The following is a 17,397-nucleotide window of genomic DNA, read 5'->3' as shown; positions in this document are numbered from 1 at the left end:
ATTCGGTCGTTTCTGAATGTTCGCTTTTGTTTAAAAGAGCTTGAGCTTAACTGAACGTCCAGAAAGGTCCGCTTTGAAAACCGAGTGGACGCAAAAGTGGGGTGATTTTTTTGCGTGCTACTACATGAACAGAAGTCACGCCATGGTTTCTTTCAGCTAACTTTTAGGATTTTAGATTAGTATGTTTACTAAACCTAAAAACGCTCATTCACTCACTCATACGATCATTTGGGATATTTTATATTGTTATAGTACTTCGATTCAGGCTTGCCTCGACCGGTAGCAAATTCACAGGGTCATTAGCAAACCGTAACCGCTTCTCGCCTGACCACTTGTTGGCCCCACGATCCCACGACCAGGCTAGCGGTACCAAGTGATCAATGTCGATATTCGAGGCGTTTTGGATAACGTTACCAGTGAAGGTGCTCACCCAGCGACCGGCAACCACCCGACACCCCCTATCTGTCGCAAAGCGAACTTGGGTGGTAGAGCTGGCGACCAGAGCCTCTGCTCGACTATTTTGGCAGTCACCATTCGCGTCGCCCCATCCATAACCGAAAGCGGACCGCTGGTACCTCGCCATAGCGTCTGGAGAGGCTCTAGCGGAGCTTTTGGCCTGATCCAGGGACGCTAACGATACTCCCTTGGGCAACCGCCCTCCGGCATCTAGGCACGCTTCAACTGTATCGAAGGGCTTGTAGGTCCGAGTCCTGTCATACCAGCTACTTTGTGGCGGATGGCACAGGCCACTGGCTGAGTGCTTTATGGCGCTCGCTGTCGCAGCGTCGCTGGCAAGGGAGAAAAAAGAGAAGACTGCAAGGTGGAAAAATACTACAACGATGTTCATAAATCCGTCTGGTTCGAAAGGGAGGCAAGAGAATACTGATACGTGCAGTCATATGCCTGAATTTAGACCGATTTTGCAATCCATGGCCGCCGAAATGTTTCGGAGAATAACGGCTGCAACCCATTCTGAGCAACCCAAAGACGTTGCTAGACCGGCTTTGACAAACGTGAGGAGCCGACTTTCGACAGGGCGCTACGACACGTCTGACTGCGCAAGTTTGCCACAACCTCAGAGTATGGGCGTAGCGGAGACGAGTTGGCTATAGGGGCATGAAAGAGTCGCCATTAAACAAAAGCAGACATTCAGATATGATCGAATTTACGAGGACCTTTTCCGAGCCGTGTGACCCCGTTTCCTTCCCTCGATTCACTTGAAGACCTGACGCAATGGAGATACCTGGCAAAGCACCAAAGGGCTGAAACCTCTAATCAGCAATGCAACTAAACAGGGATGGTTACACACCCAATCTTTTGAGCAACATGCTGCCAACGGGAAAAAATAATGCTAGGTACCACTCGGTAAAACTTCTAATAAGTTGCTCAGACCGGCGTATGCCGCAGCGCGGCACACGCTGATCATGCACCTCGACTGTCATTGCCGGTTCGTGGACACCCACTTCCGGGCAAGAGCTTGAGCTTCATAAACCTGCTGGGATGTCATTAGGTCAGCTAAAAGATCACGGCTTTCAGAAGCATTTTTATTCCCTTGTGACGCCGCTAAGTTGTACCACATGTGAGCTTGTATATAGTCTTGAGGAGTTCCCATTCCTTCGGTGTACATAACCCCCATAAGAATCTGAGCAATGGCATTGTCCTGTTGTGCTGCCTTCCGGTACCAAGTCAATGCCTCAGTATGGTTCTTGGGAACACCTTTCCCATTATTGTACATATTCCCCAGATTTAATTGAGAACCGGCATGACCCTGCTCCGCCGCTTTCCGGAGCCAAGTTACTGCCCCAGAATAATCTTGGGGAATACCCTGGCCTTTTATGTACATAAGCCCCAAATCGTACTGTGCACTGGCATGCCCCCGCTCCGCTGCTTGCCGGAACCAGCTCGCCGCCTCAGCATCGTCCTCAGGAGCAATCTGACCTTTGTCGTACATAAGCCACAGGTTGTACTGGGCACTGGCATGGCCCTGTTTGGCTGCTTTCCGGTACCAGATCATCGCCTTTTCAGCGTCTTTGGGGGCACCGCGGCCCATCTCGTACATAATCCCCAGATTGTTTTGGGCGAGGGTATGGCCCTGTTCGGCTGCTTGCCGGAACCAGTTCATCGCCTTGGCATCGTCCTGGGGAACACCTAGGCCATTGCTGTGCATAATGCCCAGGTTGTTCTGGGCGACTGCATGGCCTTGATCCGCCGCTTTCCGGTACCAGCTCATCGCCTTGGCATTGTCCTGGGGGACACCGCGACCGTTTTTATACATAAGCCCCAAATTGTATTGTGCGCCAGCATGGCCCTGTTCTGCTGCTTGCCGGAACCAGCTCGCCGCCTTGGCATCGTCCTGGGGAGCGCCGTGCCCCATGTTGTACGCAACCCCTAGGTTGTATTGTGCGTCAGCATGGCCCTGCTCTGCTGCTTGCCGGAACCAGCTCGCCGCCTTGGCATGGTCCTGGGTAGCACTATGTCCCACGATGTACATATATCCCAGATTGTTCTGGCCGCTGGCATGGCCCTGTTCGGCTGCTTTCCGGTACCAGCTCGCTGCCTTGGTATCGTCTTGGGGCACACCGCGTCCGTCTTCGTACATAAACCCCAGTCTGTATTGGGCCTCAGCCACTCCCTGTTCCGCTGCTTGCCGGAACCAGCTCGCTGCCTTGGTATCGTCTTGGGGTACACCGCGCCCGTCTTCGTACATAAGCCCCAGATTGTATTGAGCCTCAAACACTCCTTGTTCGGCTGCTTGCCGGAACAAGGACGCTGCCTTGGCAGCGTCCTGGGGAACACCGTGCCCCATGTTGTACATAACCCCAAGATTGTACCGGGCGCTGGCATTGCCTTGTTCGGCTAACGGTTGAAACTTTTGAAGAGCCGTTGTGTAGTCGGCTTTGTTATAGGCTTTTAAACCTTCATCAAAGGCTGAAGCCCCTGCTATAGAGGTGATGCCCAAGCTCAGAGCAAGGAACATGGCATTTATTAATTTTATAGATTTCAACTGCATGTAGTTTCCTTCGACTGCTTGGGTGGCGGCTAATATGGGGTCGGTGGATAGCTAAGAGTAACGAAAGTCGTCGTATGGTTGAAGTTCACAGCACTGCGAGTAAGAAGTGTTATCTAAAATCACCACCCGCCGCATCAAAGCAAACCGCTATCATGTGCTTACTGTATCGGGGGCTTGCCACTGCCCCTGAGAGGAGGGGCCACCCCATCTCGGCGCGGTAACAAGGGCCGCCTTCCAATGCAGACAGTAGTTTTATGGCTTCAACACGACTTCTAACGCACCCAAAGAGAGCGCTTCTGTTCTATCCCCGAATGTCCGCTTTGCGACCAGGGCATCCTCTGAACCCAGCTAAACAAAAGCGAACATTCGAGTCAGCGCTTTCCTCCAGAGCCTCAAGGCCAATCACTGTCATTTCATCCAGTATGATTGGCGGGCCAACTTGCAGACGCTGAATGATTACATGGTAGAGTTAGCTATGTTCGGCTAAGCTCTTGTTTTATCGATTTATGTGCAGCGTGAGTGATAGTTCCAAGTCAGCAATAACGGCGCAGTCCAATTTTTGCATTGATAAAGCGCGCTGCCTGATTGCTGTTATGTGAGGAGAGATTAATGAATCATATGTATCTGTTTTCGGTTACCAAAGGCGTAGAAAAATATCCATTACACGATGAGGCGCAGCGGACGGGCAGCTTCGTCGTGTCTGATACACAGTTTGTAGTTAGGGAAGTGGGTTTAGATCCTGACCAGGTTATTACTAAAGTAAATGAACAGTATGGTGTTGAGGTAATAGTTGAGCCCCTCACTCAGGAATTAGTTGCCAGTTTCTCAGGCACTGGATTGCAAGAGCACATTGAGCAGTATTGGTCCTAATAGATTCGCATAAAAAATACTACGTGTGAGGAAAAGCCAGATGGGAACCCTAAATCTCGATGATCCGCTTGGCTTTTTTAGGGAATTAGTGGATCCGAATTTCAGTGACTTCTACTGGGATTTTCAGTCGGACGAAGACTGTGATCAAGTCAAGTTGATCCGCGTTTTCCGAAAAATGGTGAATCTCTGTCTTACACTGAACCACCTTGCTGATAAGAATGCGGTTAAGCTTGGGTATGGGGAGGCAAAATTGCTAATTCCCGTCATATGCAAGCACTATCCCGCAGACGGTGCCGCAATTGATGCAGTTCGCCAGTTTTCCAACAACGTAAAACATAAATCTAAACTGGATCATAATTTTTCCACCAGAAAACGAACTTCATCTGACTCGTTTTTGGATGGGTCAGATTTGCCTGAATGGTCTTTTACGGATAAATCTGGAAAAAAAGTGGCGATTTGTAGCAGTGTTATCGATGCTTACCTGTTTTGGGGAAAGTGGTTTGCTGGTGAACGAGTTCTTCCATCGAAGAATACATAACCAAGCCATTGAGTCTGCTCTGTACTTACTCCACTTAAAAAGACTCGCATCGATAACTGCGAAAAGGGAGAAAGCCGATGGTCGCCGGGCGCCCCAAGCTAAGCTACATATATTACTGGAGGGCTGAGAAATGGTGTCTGTAATTCAGAAGCAATTCTTAGTTTCTGATTGGTTCGATCGAACCAAAATTGTTGAGGGAAGGTTTATAAGTGAGGCAGTATCGAAGTTCTTAGGTTCGCCGGTGGCTACTGCAGTAGATCGTAACTCAGCAATTGCCTTCGCTTGTGAGCTTACAGATGAAGTTAAAACGATCGTATTCTCGAAAGACCTAAGGCAAAAGGGCTCCGATGCTCTGGAAGCGTTGCCAGGAACAAGATATTACATTAAATTATCAAATTAAATCTATAAGGGGTGATCTTGAAAAACATCGCTGCGGAATCTGAATTGTTCAAGGAGATAACTTTAAAAATTATAATGGCTATGAGTGATATTTCAGATCAAACTACTAATGACAAAGTTGTTGATATTTTTAAAAGCTACTCGGGCGCCAAGGATAATTTAATTAGAGTTAGGGTCTCGTCTATCGTCTTTGAAGGAAGAAAAGGTCAGCAATCGACCTACACCTGTTACGTGACACTGTATCTGCATGGTTCTGAAGTAAATAGGCGTGCCGACATTTTAAGAAACTTTTTAAAGGTGGGAGCTGCGACCGAAATTTTTCAACGCAATCAAATGAAGCTTAGCGATATCACAAAACATAGGGACGCCTCCAGGAACCTTGGGCGAGGGAATGTTGAGGATCGTTCAAGCTTTTCCTTTTCGCTGGTAATGGAAAAGTCTCAATTATAAAGGCGCCGTCGTGGACTGGCATTATTGCACCATTTGAATATCCGCTTTGCGACCAGGGATCCTCTGAACTCAGCTAAATAAAAGCGGACATGCGAATCAGGGCTTTCTTCCGGATCTTCCAAGCTCATCACATCCATTTGATCCAGTATGATTGGCGGAGCAAATTGCAGATGCTGAATGATTGCATAGCAGAGATGGCTTTGATCAGCTAAGCTATTGTTTTATCGATTTATGTTCAGCGCGATTGATGGTTTAAAGTCAGTAATAATGGCGCAGGCAGATTGCTGCAATCATAAAGCGCGGTACCTAATTGATAGAAGTGGCTCAATTCGTATCGCTGTAGGAGGCTCATGATGAGCTTGGCAAGGAAATCGCTAGTTTCATGTTTTTTATTGATCATACTTACTGGGTGTTCAAAGAGCCTTGAAGGTGAGGATCTTAAGAAAGCGACCGTTCTGTATGACACAAATGTGATGTGCTCGATTCTAGTAAAGTATCGGGTTGGACAGGTTTCTCTCTTGGCGCTGAATGGCGATAAGCACGACCAGTTGGCTGAGAAATTGAGGTCGATTGGTGCGGACCATAGGAATGATGATTTTAGGCAAAGGCTGGACGAAGCCCTTGAGGATGACCTAGAGCGAATTTTTGCACAATTTGAAAAACATGAGCACGAACGGATAGTAACTGGGATTTATGAAGACTCTCAGGATGACTACTTAAAAAAACATGGCTATTCTTACCCAGACTGTCATATGGCCATTGCGATGAGCGAAGCACTGATTGAGCGTTATAGCTTTTGGTGAGATGAGCCTTTAAACAAGGGCTGTAGGCTATGGGTTCCAGGCTTTTAAACAAGCAAGTATTTTTGGTTTTCTTGGCTACTTTGACGGTTGCATGTCAGCCGGTTGAGCTTGGTGAATTTAGCGTAGCAGAGGTTTGCAAGGCTGGCATCGCTACTTTCATGGGGAAGGATCCTGGAATCATCGTTTCAGATGGAAGTTTTGGTGAGGTTGAGTACCTCTATTATTATCGGAAGTCAGACGGCACACGTTGGGACTTTCGGTGCAAACTCAAAAGTGACCGCATTGTTTGGGCAACCGAAACTGGTCCATGGAGAACTAGAAACGGGGATCCTAAAGTTGAGTTCGCTATTCAAGGTAATCGCATAGCTGTTGCTGAAATTTTCTCCGATGGTTCACATCGTTCAAAAGTCTTCAGTAGAAGTCAGTTATGAGAAAGTGAATCGGGGCACGCGAACTACCGCTGTTGAGCTGTAACCGAAGCAGGTTTATTACCTGTTGATCCGTTGATGTTTCTGGGAGCGGGCCTTCTCGGTTGATCCCAAGGTAGCGTTCGTTATTGTTTGGACTTTCTATCGGGCCTAGCTCTCAGGGTTGATCATCCAGTCTGAATGTTCGCTTTGCGACCTTAACGTAACGCCGATTATGCGCAGTATGAGATTAGATGAGCTTGGAAGCTCAACCACTAATGAATTTCATATGATGGGATAGCTCCAGCCAGTCACGTACGTTCAGGTACGCGCTTCACCTCGTGGTTCTGAGTGCAACAACCATAAATCTGGGGCTTTTTTGAAGCCCTCTCTGCTAGAAATGCTCCCGTAACGGATTGCCTCGTCGATATCCTGTGGGAATTTTTTTACAGGGGTCATCAGCCGGCTCTGATTACCAGATTTCCGCCGAATCTGTCTCTGACGCCCTTTTAGACGAGATAATTCAACCACCCCCAGGTTTCCTTTCAATCTCACCAGAGGGAGGAGCGAAAGTGAAAAGTCTATTACTACACATTCGCCCCCTCCATCGTTCTGAAAAGCCCACGCTCTCAGAGTAATGAGAAAAGCGGAACTACTGCTGATAAGCTCCAGTGCCCTGACTTTTGCCATCACCACACAGACACTCGTAATCCCAAGCCTCAAGCGTAAAACGTCTGTAACCGTCATCCAGTGCTACAGGTGTCATGGCTCCTTGGAGATATTTACTTGGGATATCCAAATTCGCTGTCCCGGCTGAAATCGGCGTAGTTCCGGCAGGGCATTTCAACTTCGGCCCCTCGGGGACGTGGACGCTTTTGGTCACCTCCACAAATTTGGGCCGGTGGAAGGGCCCTGCGCATACCTTGTTTTGTTTACCTGTCGCTGAGCCTGGTGCCCCGGAATTAGCTGCTGAAGGCGCGGCCCCCGAATTTGAGGGTTCAAACGAACGATCAATTTCTTTTAGTTTCTTATTCAATCCTTGTATTGTCGCGGCATTGGGCCGTGTTTGATAGCTAGAACTAGATGCTCTCTGCGACGCATAAGCCCTGTCAATCATCTTCTGGGTTCGTGACATGCTTCTATCCAGCATTCGGTTTGTTCTTTCTAGAGATCTCTTGATGTTATTCCTGAAATCAGCTGCCATTTGTCGTCGGTCTTGCGCCACGGCGGACTTTTCAGCTTGTATTTCGCGCTCTTTCACGCGCCTAACGTAAGAAAACTCCCTGGAATAAATGTTATACAACTCATTGTTCTTCCCGGCTTTTATGGCCTCATCTTCAATGAGGGTCTTCATGGCATTGGCGTTATCTCCCAAGACGCTCGCCAACTGGTTCTTCTGTTCTTTGTAGACTCGACAGAAGCGTGAAGATTCCGTGTTGAGCTGCTTGACAAGTTCAGTCCTTATGGCTTCACAGCTCTCGGAAAAGAAGCTACCAGAACCTGATATAAAAGCACCGCACCTGTATTCGGTGACAGGACCCATAATATCTTTTATTGTTTTACAATCTTTGCCCGAGGAAACAACTTGTTGAAAGGCCGATTTTAGGGTTGAGTTGCCATTAATCTCTTTTTGAATAGCGGCAACTTTTCTATCTATGATTAATTCGTTTTCAAGATATTTCACGATTTCATCTTGATCAAGACGCCGAAGTTTAAGTAGCTTTTCATACTCGGCCCTCAGCTCTAAATAACGGTCACCATAGATATCAACTCGTCTATCAATTAAGCTTTTGGCGTTGTCTCTAAATGGCCAATTTTTAGTGTAATGATATGGGTCCGCACCGTATTTGAGAACGAGTACTTTCATGCTTCGTATGACCGAATCATTTCGTTCCTTGCTGTTTTCGTGATCCCAACCTTCTCGGACTAATGAAAGAAATGCAGTAATTCCATAGCCGCCCCAGTCATCCACGTCTGCACCTGCATTGATGAGAATCTCTGTGAGTTCCAAGTCGATAGAGGGATCTGCATCTATCCCCCAATATTTTTGGAGCCAATGCGAACGATTAACTGCTAGAACAGTATAAGGGGACGTCGAATAACCATCCTCTATTGCCCAGGCTCTGAAGGGAGTTCTAACATACCCTCTCACACTTGCACCTTCTTTTATCAGTTCCTCGACTCGCTCTGGAGAAAAAAGAATGGCCGAAGAGAGTGGGGTTAACGAATAGTCGTCCCACCAAAACTCTTCTTTTTGATTTACGTCCTCATAACTGGCTAATAAATCCAAAGACTGTTTACGGTACTCATCACTAATTTCATGAATGGTGTGGTTGGCGCAACCTCCAAAGAAGATCAATAATGAGCTGATAAACAAATTTTTTAGATTTCGGCTAATCCAGATTAAATTCATCGCGTCTTGTGCCTTTTAAAATTACGGACTACAGAGAATTCAGTTAACCATTTTCCTTAACCACTTGCACCCCCCCCCCATATTGGGGGCAGCAAAAGCCTGAGTATCCCGCACAATCAAAGTATAGGTTTATGCAGCTAAGGAGTAGGCTTGACGGCGGAGCGGCCCCATTAGGATTGGCATGATCTGTAGTGGCATAGTGAATCTGGCCACCTGACTTTGAGTGTATGATCACTCATAGAGCAAGTCAGGTGCAGACGATGATGAAGAACAGAAGGTACAGCCCGGAATTCCGCCTGGAGGCGGCCCAGCTTGTGGTGGATCAGGGTTATACCCTGAAAGCGGCCTGCGAGGCGATGGGCGTCGGTAAATCCACGATGGAGTATTGGGTACGCCGGCTCCGAGCAGAGCGATCCGGCAAGGCTCCACAGAGAGGTGAGGCGCTGACTCCGGAGCAGCGTGAGATTCAGGAACTGAAGCGCAAGCTGCGGCGGGTGGAGGAAGAGAAGGAGATATTAAAAAAGGCTACCGCTCTCTTGATGTCGGACTCCCTGAGCAATTCTCGATAATCGAGCGACTTGAAGAGAGCCATGCGGTGCAGCATCTGTGTCAGGTGTTTGGGGTGCATCGCAGTAGCTACCGAGCTTGGCGCGGCCGGGACAGCAGGCCCTGTGAGACGGAGCAGGAGCTGCTGGATCAGATTGTCGAAGCGCACACGGCCAGTAACGGTTCGGCCGGCGCTCGTAGCATTGCCAAAATGGTCACGCAGGCCGGAATGCCGCTGAGCCGTTACCGTGCCAGCAGACGGATGAAACAGTTGGGACTGGTGAGCACGCAACCGCCAAGCCACGCTTACAAGAAAGCAGATCAGCCGCACTTGGGTATCCCGAACCTTCTTGATCGGGAGTTTGATGTGAAGGAGCCCAATCAGGTTTGGACGGGCGATATTACCTACGTCTGGACAGGCGTACGCTGGGCTTATCTGGCGGTGGTCATCGATTTGTTCTCCCGTAAACCGGTGGGCTGGGCAATGTCTTTGTCGCCCAATACCGAGCTGGTGAGCAAGGCTTTGACGATTGCCTACGAATCACGTGGAGAGCCAGCGGAAGTCCTGTTCCATTCGGATCAGGGCTGCCAGTACACCAGCCCGGGATTCCGACAGCTGCTCTGGCGATATCAGATGAAGCAGAGCCTCAGTCGCCGAGGGAATTGTTGGGATAATGCCCCGACGGAGCGCTTCTTCAGGAGTTACCTGTTTTCGAGCCGCTTAAGCGAAGCGTTCAGGGTTCCCCTTGCTATGTCAAAGTGCTCAGCTACCTCTTTCTTTGTGATATTCGGGTCTAAGAGCATCGCGGCAGCCTTCTTTGTATCTGCTTCAGACATAGCCGGTTTCCGGCCACCTTTTCTCCCTCTAGCTCGGGCGGCCTGCAGCCCAGCCATTGTCCGTTCTCGAATCAGGTCGCGCTCAAACTCAGCCAGAGCCCCGAAGATGTGGAACACCAGACGGCCACCTGAACTGGTGGTGTCGATGGATTCCGTCAGGGACTTAAAGCCGATACCGCGATCCTGGAGGTCCTGAACAATCTCCACCAGGTCCTTCAATGATCGGGCGAGGCGGTCCAGCTTCCACACGATCAGGATATCGCCCTTCCGGAGCGTACGGAGACACTGCGACAGCTCAGGTCGCTCCCGGAGAGTTCCGGTGAATTTTTCCTGAAAGACCTGTTCAGCCCCGGCTTTTTCCAGAGCATCAACTTGGAGTTCCGGATTTTGGTCGTTCGTGCTGACTCGCGCATAACCTATGATCATAAAAGGTACCTTTTCTGATCATAGATTGTTGTACGTGATTGTTGGACACAAAACAAACCGAAATCGGATATTTTTGAGGGGTAGCGGGGAGCGTCCAACAAACGACCGTTTTTTTTCAGCAAACACCCCACGTGAGGCCCTGTTTGGCGTTCCGATCCAGCCGGTCCAGGCTGGTAATAATGTAGTTGCACAGATAGTGCACAAATAAGTAGCCGTCCGATATTCCCATCTTGACCAGCGTAAGCGTAAGCGTAACCAAGCTCCACCCAAAGGGTCGTAATTACTCCAAATGTGCGGAACCTTCGCATTTCCCAGGTTTTCTCTCTCCTGAGATTTTTGCCTATCCACGGCTAACAAAGAACCCGACATCCGCCGGGTCCTGCTATAGTTCGTGTGCATCGTTCGTCATAGGTGAGTCCTTTCGTTAATGATCCATACTACTGTCTTCGTAAACCGCAATATCGGTGGCCCAGCCACCGGCATTGACTAGCCGACCCTCTTTATCAAGCTCCAACATTCTTTGTACTTGTGCTTCAAGGCCCAGATCAAAATTGAAATATTTCAGATCGTGGCGGAAGGCTTTCATTTCCCAGTAGCCCATGCCCTGATCGAAAGCCAACTTGATCGTACGCCCCGAGGCCAATCCAATGCTAAGCATCCGACGGTGGGTAAGTTCACGCCTATCATTATTGACTTGAAAGTCTACCTGTTTGGCCCCTAGAGCGGCCCTCAGAAATGCACCCGAGACGACGCGCTGCGTTTCGGCGTTTACCCAATCGTCCCACGCCATTCGACTATCCCGACGGCCATCGCCAGGCATGGTGATAACAGACAATGATGTTTCATCGCCTATTTCCACCGCTTTCAAAATATTGGCGAGCATTACTACCGCCCAGGGAGACTTGAGATAGCGATCCTCGTACTGCAGCGAAACAATTTTTTCTTGATCAATGGCTTCCGCATAACTCGGAGCCTTTTGCTTGAGTATGCTCCAGAAGTTTCGGGCCAAATCCTGAATGGAGCCGTTCAGTTCAGTGGTCAGCTCTAACACCGCGGCGCCGCTAGGCTGAGCCGACCAACCTGCCATATCTATGGTGCTGGCTGAGAAAGTAGGCTCCTGATGTGAATAAACCCACAAGGCCTGATCATCGCCACTCAGCCAGTTTTTACCGGGACTCTGGGCGTTGATGCTGTTGGTGATCAGAGTAACGAGCCCGTCCTTTTCAAACTCGAACTGAAGCGGCATTCTTATATCTGGATTTGGGTGATCCTCGCCTGTCTCTGAGACGCTGATACCGAATCGGCCGAGATTGGCGAGCTCCTGTTTGATCTCCTCACTCAACGTGGCGCCCTTCGGCAAGATCAGAGTTACTCGCAAGCCATCGATAGCCCGCCATCCCATGAGTTTCCGGCGAAAATCAGGGTTTCCGAGATCCCATTCGCTGGGGTCTCCTTTTAGACGCAATGAGACAGCTTTCGCGCCTTTGTTAATCCAATGCCGGACAAACCGCTCAGGATCATACGGCCAGTAGGCTGCGCCGGGAACAGAAGCGAAAGGTTCAGGTAAACATAGATGGTCTCTGATACCGCTGTGAGCGACCCATTCCAGTGCTGCCTTACGGTTCAGCTCGTCGAATTCCACCCGGCTGTCTTTGCTGGCAAGGCAGGCCGCACAGACATTGTCGCAGTTGGCTGGGCACTCAAGCTTTCTGAGCATCTTTTCGATCAGTTCTGCCAGATTCTCTAATCCCGTCAGAACAAAGCCCGCGCCACCGGCGACGTCATCGTATACCTGGATGACGAAACGGGTTGCTCCTGTATCGAGGTCTTTGTCTTGCCGGACCCCGAAGCCCATTTCAGTGGTCGCGATGCCGAGCTGGTCTGCAATGGTATCCCTCAGCGCGACTGCCAGGGTTGTGGCAATGACCCGGCCGTCTTCTGAGGCCGGTATCCATTCACCGGTAATCGGACTCTTGAGTATGAGTTCCAGGACATCAGTTTGAGCCTGGTACCCAAGGTAGATCCCAGCCATAACCTGCTCGCCCGAACAATCTTTCTCTTTGTGGCTACCCGCATTTCCTCCAATGGGGCGGTGAAACTTGTCAGGCTGAAGGTCTTTTGGTTTCTCGTGGTTGGCAGACATAGAATCTGCGCGTCCGCAGCTCAGACAAACAGCGTATCCGGTTCCGTTTTCACCGCCCGAATGGTGGAAGACATGGCCTTTGTCTCCGAACCGGATGAAACCGCAGCGTTCGTCAGGCAGTGAAATCACATTCTCATCTACGCTGATCCGGGGCTTTTCAACGGGGATGAATTTCTGAGAAGTAACGTCGTTACTCGTCGAATCGTAGAAATCCGTGGTGAAGCCAGCCGGTCTGAGAACCCTTTTGACGTATTTCGGGTTGATCATGCTGTGGCACTGTGTGCATGACAACTCATCACTGTTCACATAGGCATACTCTCGGTAGCCATGTGCACCGCAATTCTGACAACTCCAGGCCAGATCAAACTTTTGTGGTCCACCCTGCGCGCTGTCGTAATAGGAATACAGGGTCACACCGGCAGAGCGGTATACACGTCCATCGATGACAACCTGGGCTCCAGGAGCATATTCGCGGATGGCGATCGGTAGGCCCCTTGATGGTTTTTCCTTGTAAGTAAAGATGTTGTCCTCGCGGGACTTCTCCTGTTTGCGGGCGGTCTTATTGATGAAATCTTCGACGTTATAGGTATTGAGGTTCACTACGTCTGTGGGAAAGCCATACCCCGGCAGGAAAGCGCGGGCCGCCAGGTCGCGCAGTAAGTACTCCTCTTCGTGGCGCGTTTTCTCGAGTTCCAACGCTTTTTTGTATGCGTCATCCGACGCTTCGCGATGCCGTTCATTGAGGCGACGGTATTCTTCCCGCCAGGATGATGACAATCGTTGGATCGCTTCTTTACAGTCGGCTGCCAACACGGCAAAGGATGTGGCGGATAACGCGGTATTTTCTCGAGTGATCCGGCCAACTCCTTTCACCACGTTGTTTTCTGCTGATCCGGCGGCCAGTGTATCCAGCCAATCGACAAACCTTTCACACACCGAGGGATTACCGCCGAAGAACCAATGAACATTTAATCGGGTGCGATCATCCTCACTGTCCGTTTCGGACTTGAGGAAGTTCGCTAGCAGGAAAGAATTCACGTGCCGTTGTACCAGCGGCGCCGCACTGAGAGTAATCACCGGAGCTGGAATGGCCGTTACCCAGGGCCACTGAGGATTCTGGAAGGCCCGGGTGTTGTGGGGATCTGGTTTACATAGAGTGTAGGCAACGGCTCTCGGCTCACTACGCCGGCCGGCGCGACCCGCTCGCTGGAGGTAGTTGGCTGGGTGGGGCGGCACATTATTCATGACTACAGCCGAAATACCGCCAATATCAACGCCCATCTCCATGGTGGTGGAACAATTGAGAACGTTGATTTTGCCTTTTTTGAAATCATCCTCGTATCTCTGTAGGCGCTCTGCAGCTTGCTGTGCGGAGTGTTCGGCGGTGCGATAGTAAAAGCCGCCCTCAGCGGTTCGATCTGAAATGTCCGTCCAGAGGTTTTGCTCACGAAGAGACGCAACAACGTCATTTGCCGCAACGCGGTTTCGGATAGACCGGAGCACACCTTCCGTCTCCCCTTCCGGGGCAAGCGAGGTGAATTCAGGCATATCAATTCTTGTGCATCGATACTTCTCTACTTCGGCCTTGTTGGGCAAGTAGGGAGTTAACCCACGGAATGTAGTGTCGATTAGCCGGTTTGTAACCGGGCATACCCAAGCCGACTTGGGCAGAGAAAAGGTCAGTGTTTCGCGGGAAAGCGCATAACCCCCACCCTGAGTTTGCAGAATCTGTGATTTTACCAATGCTTGCCAGGCGGCCTTGAGCCAACCGTTCAGCTTGTTTCGTTGCGATTCCAGCTCGGTGTTCAAGCCTGTTCCGAGAGAAAGCACCTTGACCAAGCGCGACTGCGAACCCTTTTGAAACTGAGGCCACGCCTTGTCTCTGGTGCCACTGACATCGCTGCCCGGAGCGTATAGCTCTTTCGGCGCGAACCGCGCGCCCATCCATGAACGCTCCGTTTCGCCAAACCGGAGAAAAGTGTTTTCCCTTACGTGGAAGTCCAAGGCAACTTTCAGAAAATCTTTCCAGTCGTCCAGGGTTAGCCGGGATTCGCTTTTGCCATCTGCCGACGGAGCCTGAGTTTCGGTCCAGAAGTCGGGTGTGTGTGTTATCTGCTCCAGGCCTTTGTAGCCAACAGACACGAGACCCAGCGTTTCCGTGCTGTTCTGGTTTTTGGGCCGGCGGGCGAATTCGCGCAAGAGGAGAACTCGCGCCATGGAATAGCTGCCCTCATTGCCTTTGAACAACTGTGGGTTGGCGTAGCGGTTGTAATCCAGAATTGAGTATTTGAGGTCGTTCGTGGCGGCTAGATCCTCGACCAGTTCAGGCCAGGGAACCTCCAAACGGTCTTCTGAACTCCCCCCACTATTGAGTTTCTCAGCTTCAGACCTTACCCCCGAAGCAGCAGCGTGCATTCCCATTTTCTCAAGCTGCTCGGCTTGCTGTATTAATTCTTCATAGCTAGCCGTCGGAGCATTTTTAGGGCCGGCGTCAGCCTTTGCCTGCTTATTTCTCAGTATCTGAAATACTAACCCTCTCAGACGCGAGCGTTCCGCTTCCTGCTGCATACGCACCGCCATACGAGCAGTGCCCTGGCGGCTATCGGTAAAGGTGATCAGCTTGCGGCCACGCCCCGGCAGGGATTCGGGTGATTCCCCATCGCAATCTTCGCGGGAAGGGTCAGGACAAAACTCCAGAACCGTTGGCACGGCGTTACTGACGTAGAAAGGTGATCCCAGATACGACTTGCGCAGAAAGCCGCCTGGCGTTTTGCCGGCGCTACCACAGTTCACGCAGATCGATTCATGTTCGTCCGCCTGTGAAATCGTGATGCTGTTTTCGGCGTCCAGCTTCCCAAGCTCTGCCGTGTCCAGATCCAGATCTTCAGAAACGAAGGCTTCGTGGGGCTTGGGCGCAATGACGGTACGCCCTTTCAATGAGCTCCCGGCGCTGTCCGAAAGCCCGCTGTCATCCGAGTCATCTTCCTGCAGTGAGAACTCATCACCGACATAGGGGCTGGCCTGACGCAGATACGGATGAGCATGCTCAGCCGTCAGGTGAGGTGTCTTGCAGTCGTCACAAAAGCCGACTTCGTATATTGGCGAACCACAGTCACATTTCCCACGCTGCTGAACATAAACCTGGCCGAATGGCCAGTCTTTGAGATCCTCGGATTTTGCGGAGCAGCCGGGGTTTACGCAGCTCCAGAGTCCATGAAGCATGCGTTGAAACAAGTGGGCCCGTAATTTGAGGAAAGGTTCCTGTTTATCCGACGGCTTGGTATCGGTCAGCAGATCCAACCATTCCAACAGCTCCTGCTGTTGCTCAACAGCGTCCTTACTTACCAACAGAGGCCCCACAGAGCCGGAGAGATCGTTAAGGCTGACGGGCTTCGGTGAGTTGACTACCGTATTCCGTATCAGCTGTGCCGTTCTGGATTTGCAAAGGGCGTCGAATCTCTTGGCCGAGGTTGTGCTTCCCTCCTCGATCGACTTTAACTGTGTCAAAGACATGCCGCTGTCATCGCCGTCAAACTGAATTTCCGGAACCTGACGCTGACCACCGATCACTACAACCTGGTGCAAAGGAACACCAGCCAGACCTGCAAGGTATTCTCTCAACCTTTCTTCAGCCTTCTCATCAGCGATGGTCGCAGATGTGGCGACAAACCGGATATCTGAGGCTTCGCGGCCAAAGGCTTCGACTACACGACGAAGCAGCAGAGAGAGCTCAGCGGCTTGAGATCCGATGTAGGTGTGGGCTTCGTCGAGGACAATCCAGCGAAGAGATTGCGCTTCCCGTGACTTTCGAATGATTGGATCATCCACCTGACGGACGAGCATATACTCAAGCATCGTCGCATTAGTCATTAGAATCGGCGACGGATGCTCCCTCAGCTCCTCCCGTGAGAGGGTTTGATTGGGAGCCTCTTTTTGTTCTTTCCGAACGGAGGCTCTAGATTCTTTAGTGTTGCCATTGTAAAGACAGAACCTGATGTTCTGATCGAATGGCCGAGTCCAGGCGTCAAGACGTTCCCGTTGAGAGTTGATCAGCGCATTAAGAGGATAAAGGAACAGGGCTCGCACGCCTTGAAGTGGCTTCCTTGTCTGCTGATATTCACTGACGAGATCCTGCAAGATCGGGATCATGAAGCACTCGGTTTTACCTGACCCTGTCCCGGTGGTGATTACCGCAGACTGTGGTTTTTCAGCGAGCAAAGTTCGCCAGGCAGTCAACTGATGCGTATACGGTTTTATATTCGGGTCAAACCGATAGTTTTCGTTGGGCGCATCGGACAAAGCAGAGATAACTTCACTGCTGAGCAGTTCGCCCTCCAGGGCCTTAAAGGTAATATTGCCCGGCTCCCATCCAAACGTGTGCTCGAAGACCGGTGGCGCGAGAAAACAGCCCTCCTCGCCCAACTGGTTGCTCATTTGCTTTGCCAAATGGGCTCGCAATCCGGGGTCAGCCAAGCCCAAGATGCTGAGCGTGGACTCCCGGGTACGCTCTAGTGATTGGTTAATGAGATCCTTGAAATAACCACTCATTTTGATT

At 50.5% G+C, this 17,397-nt stretch carries 11 protein-coding genes and 1 pseudogene; 7 read left to right on the top strand and 5 right to left on the bottom strand.

The genetic code is table 11. The features are described 5' to 3' along the window. Positions 1-238 precede the first annotated feature (238 nt). Positions 239-583, bottom strand: a complete 345-nt coding sequence (locus Q9245_RS13130) for an HNH endonuclease family protein (protein WP_305897628.1) — start codon at positions 581-583, stop codon at positions 239-241. Positions 584-1,438: 855 nt separating this feature from the next. Further along, positions 1,439-3,010, bottom strand: a complete 1,572-nt coding sequence (locus Q9245_RS13125; RefSeq protein ID WP_305897603.1) for an SEL1-like repeat protein — start codon at positions 3,008-3,010, stop codon at positions 1,439-1,441. A 609-nt stretch (positions 3,011-3,619) separates the two neighbouring features. Between Q9245_RS13125 and Q9245_RS13120 the strand changes: the two genes are divergently transcribed. The 6 genes from Q9245_RS13120 to Q9245_RS13095 all read left to right on the top strand — a co-directional run bounded on the left by Q9245_RS13120 (position 3,620) and on the right by Q9245_RS13095 (position 6,501). Continuing rightward, positions 3,620-3,880, top strand: a complete 261-nt coding sequence (locus tag Q9245_RS13120) for a hypothetical protein (protein ID WP_305897602.1) — start codon at positions 3,620-3,622, stop codon at positions 3,878-3,880. 40 nt (positions 3,881-3,920) lie between these two features. Further along, entirely contained in the window at positions 3,921-4,418 is a 498-nt protein-coding gene (locus Q9245_RS13115) for a hypothetical protein (RefSeq protein WP_305897601.1), read from the top strand. Positions 4,419-4,548: 130 nt separating this feature from the next. Next, positions 4,549-4,818, top strand: a complete 270-nt coding sequence (locus Q9245_RS13110) for a hypothetical protein (RefSeq protein WP_305897600.1) — start codon at positions 4,549-4,551, stop codon at positions 4,816-4,818. Positions 4,819-4,835: 17 nt separating this feature from the next. Then, positions 4,836-5,267 carry a hypothetical protein gene (locus Q9245_RS13105; RefSeq protein WP_305897599.1) on the top strand — a complete coding sequence of 144 codons (432 nt, stop codon included), beginning with the start codon at positions 4,836-4,838 and terminating at the stop codon, positions 5,265-5,267. A 350-nt stretch (positions 5,268-5,617) separates the two neighbouring features. Continuing rightward, a complete protein-coding gene (locus Q9245_RS13100) occupies positions 5,618-6,070 on the top strand; it encodes a hypothetical protein (RefSeq protein WP_305897598.1) in 453 nt (150 codons plus the stop codon). 29 nt (positions 6,071-6,099) lie between these two features. Then, positions 6,100-6,501 (top strand): hypothetical protein, encoded by a 402-nt coding sequence (locus tag Q9245_RS13095; RefSeq protein WP_305897597.1) that lies wholly within the window; start codon positions 6,100-6,102, stop codon positions 6,499-6,501. A gap of 628 nt (positions 6,502-7,129) precedes the next feature. Here Q9245_RS13095 and Q9245_RS13090 read toward each other — a convergent pair. Next, on the bottom strand, positions 7,130-8,890 hold the full coding sequence (locus Q9245_RS13090; RefSeq protein WP_305897596.1) for a hypothetical protein: 1,761 nt from the start codon (positions 8,888-8,890) through the stop codon (positions 7,130-7,132). A 263-nt stretch (positions 8,891-9,153) separates the two neighbouring features. Between Q9245_RS13090 and Q9245_RS13085 the strand changes: the two are divergent. Next, positions 9,154-10,139: pseudogene (locus tag Q9245_RS13085) on the top strand (IS3 family transposase); the annotation flags it as partial. Here the strand turns inward: Q9245_RS13085 and Q9245_RS13080 are convergent. Next, entirely contained in the window at positions 10,139-10,699 is a 561-nt protein-coding gene (locus Q9245_RS13080) for a recombinase family protein (protein WP_305897595.1), read from the bottom strand. The pseudogene Q9245_RS13085 and the gene Q9245_RS13080 sit on opposite strands and share 1 nt — an antisense overlap. Before the next feature lie 424 nt (positions 10,700-11,123). Next, entirely contained in the window at positions 11,124-17,390 is a 6,267-nt protein-coding gene (locus Q9245_RS13075) for a DEAD/DEAH box helicase (protein WP_305897594.1), read from the bottom strand. Positions 17,391-17,397: the final 7 nt, after the last annotated feature.

The sequence above is a fragment of the Marinobacter sp. MDS2 genome (assembly GCF_030718085.1).
Taxonomy (GTDB): domain Bacteria; phylum Pseudomonadota; class Gammaproteobacteria; order Pseudomonadales; family Oleiphilaceae; genus Marinobacter.
This window is presented reverse-complemented; position numbering and strand designations above follow the sequence as displayed.

Excerpts from the sequence above, each read along its gene's own strand:
- Q9245_RS13130 (WP_305897628.1), bottom strand. The coding sequence starts at position 583 with ATGGCGAGGTACCAGCGGTCCGCTTTCGGTTATGGATGGGGCGACGCG.
- Q9245_RS13125 (WP_305897603.1), bottom strand. The coding sequence starts at position 3,010 with ATGCAGTTGAAATCTATAAAATTAATAAATGCCATGTTCCTTGCTCTG.
- Q9245_RS13120 (WP_305897602.1), top strand. The coding sequence starts at position 3,620 with ATGAATCATATGTATCTGTTTTCGGTTACCAAAGGCGTAGAAAAATAT.
- Q9245_RS13115 (WP_305897601.1), top strand. The coding sequence starts at position 3,921 with ATGGGAACCCTAAATCTCGATGATCCGCTTGGCTTTTTTAGGGAATTA.
- Q9245_RS13110 (WP_305897600.1), top strand. The coding sequence starts at position 4,549 with ATGGTGTCTGTAATTCAGAAGCAATTCTTAGTTTCTGATTGGTTCGAT.
- Q9245_RS13100 (WP_305897598.1), top strand. The coding sequence starts at position 5,618 with ATGATGAGCTTGGCAAGGAAATCGCTAGTTTCATGTTTTTTATTGATC.
- Q9245_RS13095 (WP_305897597.1), top strand. The coding sequence starts at position 6,100 with ATGGGTTCCAGGCTTTTAAACAAGCAAGTATTTTTGGTTTTCTTGGCT.
- Q9245_RS13090 (WP_305897596.1), bottom strand. The coding sequence starts at position 8,890 with ATGAATTTAATCTGGATTAGCCGAAATCTAAAAAATTTGTTTATCAGC.
- Q9245_RS13080 (WP_305897595.1), bottom strand. The coding sequence starts at position 10,699 with ATGATCATAGGTTATGCGCGAGTCAGCACGAACGACCAAAATCCGGAA.
- Q9245_RS13075 (WP_305897594.1), bottom strand. The coding sequence starts at position 17,390 with ATGAGTGGTTATTTCAAGGATCTCATTAACCAATCACTAGAGCGTACC.